At 56.9% G+C, this 4,999-nt stretch carries 11 protein-coding genes; all 11 read left to right on the top strand.

The window, feature by feature from the left end:
- Window positions 1-71 precede the first annotated feature (71 nt).
- Window positions 72-323 carry a hypothetical protein gene (locus ACESY8_RS19450; protein WP_498794952.1) on the top strand — a complete coding sequence of 84 codons (252 nt, stop codon included), beginning with the start codon at window positions 72-74 and terminating at the stop codon, window positions 321-323.
- Window positions 313-1,584: a replicative DNA helicase gene (locus ACESY8_RS19445; RefSeq protein ID WP_498794951.1), complete on the top strand. Its 1,272-nt coding sequence runs from the start codon at window positions 313-315 to the stop codon at window positions 1,582-1,584. Before ACESY8_RS19450 ends, ACESY8_RS19445 begins: the two co-directional genes overlap by 11 nt.
- A gap of 5 nt (window positions 1,585-1,589) precedes the next feature.
- Window positions 1,590-1,748 carry a hypothetical protein gene (locus ACESY8_RS19440; RefSeq protein WP_204682698.1) on the top strand — a complete coding sequence of 53 codons (159 nt, stop codon included), beginning with the start codon at window positions 1,590-1,592 and terminating at the stop codon, window positions 1,746-1,748.
- The gene (locus tag ACESY8_RS19435; RefSeq protein WP_498794950.1) at window positions 1,729-2,109 is read left to right on the top strand and encodes a RusA family crossover junction endodeoxyribonuclease; all 381 of its coding nucleotides are present in this window, start codon (window positions 1,729-1,731) and stop codon (window positions 2,107-2,109) included. The genes ACESY8_RS19440 and ACESY8_RS19435 overlap by 20 nt, the downstream gene beginning before the upstream one ends.
- Window positions 2,106-2,540 carry a hypothetical protein gene (locus ACESY8_RS19430; RefSeq protein ID WP_498794949.1) on the top strand — a complete coding sequence of 145 codons (435 nt, stop codon included), beginning with the start codon at window positions 2,106-2,108 and terminating at the stop codon, window positions 2,538-2,540. Before ACESY8_RS19435 ends, ACESY8_RS19430 begins: the two co-directional genes overlap by 4 nt.
- Window positions 2,524-2,871, top strand: a complete 348-nt coding sequence (locus tag ACESY8_RS19425; RefSeq protein ID WP_498794948.1) for a hypothetical protein — start codon at window positions 2,524-2,526, stop codon at window positions 2,869-2,871. The genes ACESY8_RS19430 and ACESY8_RS19425 overlap by 17 nt, the downstream gene beginning before the upstream one ends.
- A complete protein-coding gene (locus ACESY8_RS19420; protein ID WP_498794947.1) occupies window positions 2,868-3,089 on the top strand; it encodes a hypothetical protein in 222 nt (73 codons plus the stop codon). Before ACESY8_RS19425 ends, ACESY8_RS19420 begins: the two co-directional genes overlap by 4 nt.
- Complete coding sequence (locus ACESY8_RS19415; protein WP_498794946.1) at window positions 3,089-3,475, top strand: hypothetical protein; 387 nt, start codon at window positions 3,089-3,091, stop codon at window positions 3,473-3,475. Before ACESY8_RS19420 ends, ACESY8_RS19415 begins: the two co-directional genes overlap by 1 nt.
- A gap of 2 nt (window positions 3,476-3,477) precedes the next feature.
- Complete coding sequence (locus ACESY8_RS19410; RefSeq protein ID WP_498794945.1) at window positions 3,478-3,756, top strand: hypothetical protein; 279 nt, start codon at window positions 3,478-3,480, stop codon at window positions 3,754-3,756.
- Window positions 3,749-4,093, top strand: coding sequence for a hypothetical protein (locus tag ACESY8_RS19405; protein ID WP_288860037.1), 345 nt, complete (start codon window positions 3,749-3,751; stop codon window positions 4,091-4,093). The genes ACESY8_RS19410 and ACESY8_RS19405 overlap by 8 nt, the downstream gene beginning before the upstream one ends.
- Window positions 4,094-4,225: 132 nt before the next feature.
- The coding region (locus ACESY8_RS19400) for a hypothetical protein (RefSeq protein ID WP_498794944.1) at window positions 4,226-4,999 on the top strand (774 nt) is incomplete at its 3' end.

Here is a 4,999-nt window from a genome sequence, read left to right as displayed (position 1 = left end):
CCCCTGTATCTATTTCCCCATCCCCCAAAGAAAAACCCCCTAAAGGGGGTAAAAAGAAAGTCCCCCCAACGGTGGAAGAAGTCCGCGCCTATTGCCAGGAACGGAGGAACGGCATAGACCCGGAGGCCTTTGTGGACTTCTACGCAGCGCGGGGGTGGAAATACGGCGCAGGGCGGCCCATTGTAGACTGGAAAGCCGCCGTGCGAACCTGGGAGGCCCGCCGGAGGGCGGAGCAGCCAGCCACTACGGAGACATACCGCCCCAGGGCCTATCACCTGGAGCGGGACGAGGACGGGCAGGAGGTGGTAGTTTATGACGACTGACACCCTGGAGGCCGAGAGCGCCGTATGCGGCGCAATCCTGCTAGATGACCGCTGCCTTGCCGACGTGTGTCAGGTGGTGAGCGAGGATGACTTCGCCCTGGAGGCCAATCGAGCCATTTTTCGGGCGGCTCTGGCGCTGGATCGCCGGAAGGAACCGGTGGATCCCGTGACCGTCCTGTCCGAGGCTGGTGGCGCGGTGGGCCGGGAGTACCTGATGGAGCTGATGCAGGTGACACCCACCGCCGCCAACGTGCTGCTCTACGCACGAAAGGTGCGGGAGGAGTCCATGCGCCGGGCGATCAACGCTCTTGGGGATCGGTTGGGCAGCGTATCGGTCGGGGATAACCCCAGGGACGCCATATCGGACGCGCAGCGAGCGCTGGAGGCCATCGAGGCGCAGGACACCGCCCGGGAGCTGGCCAGCTCCGCAGAGGTCATGGCGGCATATTACCGGCACCGGGAGCAAGTGGACGGCGGAGGCGGTGGCTTTGTCCCCACCGGATTTCGTCCACTGGATCGTATTCTGGGCGGCGGGCTGCTCAACAGCGGGCTTTACATCCTGGCCGCCCGACCGGGCATGGGCAAGACCACATTTGGGTTACAGGTGGCGGATGCAGTGGCGGAGCAGACTGGCCCAGTGCTCTTCGTCTCTCTGGAGATGGACGTGGAGCAGCTGGGAGCCAAACGCATCGCCCGAGCGGCTGGTGTGGCCTATGATGCACTGATGATGGGGAGACCCACCGAGGAGGAGTATGGTCGCGCCGCGCAGTGGGCCGCAAAGCTGCAGGACAGCCCCATGTATACCAACCGAAAGGATCGGGCCACGGTGGACGATATTGCACACATGGCGAGACGGGTGCGGGGATTGCAGCTGCTGGTGGTGGACTACTTCGGGCTGATAAAGCCCACCGGGCGGGGGAAGAGCCGCTATGAGACCACTACGGAGACTTCCGGTCAGCTCAAAGCCCTGGCCCGGCGCCTGAGGATACCCGTCCTCTGTTTGGCACAACTCAACCGCCAGAATGAGGAGACAAAGAACAAGCGCCCTGTGCTGTCCAACCTGAGGGACACAGGGGCACTGGAACAGGATGCGGACGCCGTGATCTTTTTGCACTGCCCCAGCTATTACAGTCAGGAGCGGCCCGACCCCTGGTCGCCGGATCCAATGGAGATCATTGTTGCAAAAAACCGCCACGCCGGAACAGGAATTTGTGATGCGGCCTTTTACCGGGCGGTGGGGCGGATTATACCAGCGAGGTGATATCAGTGACAGACGAAAAGGCGGCGGATGTTTTGTCCGCCCTGAGAGACAAGCATCGCGCCATTATGGAGACCTGGTCTGACCTGGCCCATGATCACGGTGAGATCGTAAAAGCCCTGGACCGGGCACTGGAGGCGCTTGGACATGGGGACAATCAGATTTGACATACCATACCCGCCCACGAAGAAGGGCAAGTCGGCCTTTTGCCGCCGGTTCGGGCTCAACGCCTACTACTCCGGCAAGCACTGGGCGCAGCGGAAGAAGGACGCCGACGAACTCCACGCAATGACCCTGGCCTCGCTGAAACAGGCCCGCGTGCGGCGTGGAATGGTGCATGGGCCGGTCTCCATCACCTTTGCATGGGACGACGGGCTGGACATCGACAACCACGCCGCCATTGCGAAAGCCGTGGTGGACGCGCTTAAGGGATACCTGCTGCCGGACGACGATCACCGCTGGTACAGGCAGGTTGTACATAGGCTTTGGAACGGGGGATGTATTCGGGTGGAGGTGGAGGAGCTTTGATCACCAGAGACCCCTACGGCATCAGCGGAGCGGTGGCACCCTGGCGCAGCCTGGACGCGGTGGAGCCGATTGCGGAGCGCAGGATTACGGAGCGGGACGCGGAGGAGGCGGCAATCTGTGGACAGTGCCCGCTGCCGGACTGTAACCCCAAAAGAGTTGGCTGCCTGCTGCATACCAGAGCAAAAAAGCCCAGACCGTCCCGTGATTTGCTGGAGCGCATGGCGCTGGACGGGTATGGGCCGGAGACGATAGCCCAGGCCACCGGATACAGCATATCGACCACCGCGATGTACATGAAAGAATTTTTTAAGGCTGGGCCATGTGAACGATGCTCGTCCAAGAGCATTTGTGATGCGGCTGGCGGAACGTGTAGCCGCAAAGAGCGGTGGAAAGCAGTCAAGGAGGCGCTGAACGATGGCAAGGGCGATTGATGCAGACGAACTGCAAGAGCTATGCAACAGGAGAATCCAAGACACATGGAATAGCGGAACAGCTCCTGTATCATGGGCCGCAGCCTATGCGGACTTTAAAGACGATATTGATTCTATGCCCACCCTCACCCCGCCGAATGAGCCGCTGACGCTGGAGGATGCCAAGAAAGAACGGTATATTTGGTTTACCCCGCTGAATGACTGGGCGAAAGTAACGCCTTTCGGGATGCTGTTCTTCGGATCTGAGGAACTGATGAATTGGGAAACCTTGTGCGAAGAGTGGGGGTATAGGTTCAAAGCCTACCGCAGCCCGCCGGAGGTATCGCCATGAGACGCCAATACACCCGCCAGGAGCTAGAATCCATCACCCAGGAGACCGCAATCTACATTGAGGGAGCAGGCATAGCGCAACTCCAATGGGGCGGTTTGGAGATTGCTCAGGGCGTGAAGGACGGGTACCTATACTGCAAGCATATCAAACCGTTTAGCCTGGAACTATACGGCCAATACTGGACGGCCTTTGATGGGCCGCCGGAGGAGGGAAAGTGATGGACATTGAGAAGCTGATTGAGCAGTTAAACGGATATTTTGAAGGGAAGGACCTGAAAAGAGGCGTTGCCCTTGATGCCGCCACTGCTCTCTCCGCACTCCAGGCCGAAAACAAGAAGCTGCGGGCCGAGCTAAAAAGTAAGGTGGACTTAGTATTTCAACAGGCGAAAGAACTTGATAGGAGGCACTTGCTATTACAAGAGCAAGAGGCCGAGCTGGAGCGGGTGAAACGGGCTCTCGCTATGATGTGGTTTGCGTATGTCAACAGCGACAAAGAAACCCCGCATAGCTACGAGACCGATGCGTTGGAAGAGGCAGAGCATATCTTGGGTCCCTGGGCTAAGTGTATGCCGAAGTATCTAAGGCGCGGCCCGGAGGAGGGGTGAGCATGGAGAGACTGACATACTGGTGTGACAATGGGCATGGTGGTGGAAAATGGTTTGTAGCTATCGATGCCGAAGGAGGAGAAGATTACGGTCCGCACGTTGACCGCCTCGCAGCCTATGAGGAGACTGGCTTGGAGCCGGGGGAAATCGAACAGCTCAAAGGTGAAGCATTTGGTCTGAGAGTGGACAAGCAAGAGCTTGAGCAATATCGTGCTCTCGGCCCCATTGACCGCCTCCGCGAACTGGCCGAGGCCGCACTACGGAGGGAGCAGGATGGCTGAGTACATCAAGCGAGAGGACGCAATCGACCTGTTTTGGACGGTAGACACGGAAAACAACGGGGATGACGGATATACCGTTGTCATAAAATTCGGGAGGTGTTATGACAGCAACGAAATCGAGGCCCTGTTATCCAAACTCCCCGCCGCCGACGTTGCGGAGGTGAGGCACGGGAGATGGGACGCGTCTGACAGATATAAGTTTTTAGACGGAAGCACTTGTATTCGGTGCACTGAATGCGGCGCGGCATTACATCTGGACGAATACCAAAAGTACCATTGGCACTACTGCCCCAACTGCGGCGCTTTGATGCGGGAGGACGATAATGGCAAGGAATAAGTACGGCGGAATAAATGATATGCCAACTGGCTGGACGACATCCAAAGAGAATAAGCGAGTATACGCTCTTTGGTTTGAGAGGAACTAAGTGTAAAGGCTATACTATTGCCCGCATGGACGAGGAGGACGAGCATGAGGCTGATTGATAGAAGCGAACTACTCGATAAATTCAATTTGGAATGTAAAACTGCTCAAGAGCGATATATGGCATTGATAAACGCCCCTACCATCTCCGCCGTGCCTGTGGTCAGGTGCCGGGAGTGTATATATGCCACCAGACCGGGAGACAACATCGTCTACTGTGACAATTTTGAGCGTGACATGATGCCGGACGATTATTGTAGCGTTGGAAAACGAAAGGAGGCCAACATAAAAGAGAAATGCCCTATTTGTGATTACGATATTGAGCACTGCCAATGCTGTTTCGGCGGGTCTGCTCATCCAGATAGGAGTAAGAGGGCAGCCGTGGTAAGAGACCATCTGTATCTTTTCTCTGATAAGCAAGTAATGCACATCATTGAGCTTGAAAGATATTGGAGAATAAGTTATTTGGATGAAGAAAAAGAGAAAATCCGGGAGGAATTGGAGCGGGAGTACAACCCAGTTCTGATGCCTGCGCCGGTGGAGGAGGCCAACATGGACAAGCCGTTGAAGAACTGGACGCTGGGAGAGGCAAAGGAGTATTGCGCAAGCCGAAACGGGAATTGTGCTGACGATTGCATCCTATCCCGAAAAGGGATTGGGATGGCATGTGAGGTTGTGTCAAAGCCTGTCTGGTGGACTTTAGCCGACAGGCCCCGCTGGACGGAGCAGGAGGTGGAGAAGGCAAAGGCTATCAGACTGCTGTACCCAGAGGCAGACAGCCTCAATGAATGTGACCCTTGCATTAAGGTGTTGAACAACAAA

This window comes from Clostridium sp. ATCC BAA-442, assembly GCF_964239415.1.
Lineage (GTDB): Bacteria > Bacillota > Clostridia > Oscillospirales > Oscillospiraceae > Flavonifractor > Flavonifractor plautii.
The sequence above is the reverse complement of the archived record's forward strand: the minus strand, read 5'-3'. Positions and strand labels throughout refer to the sequence as shown.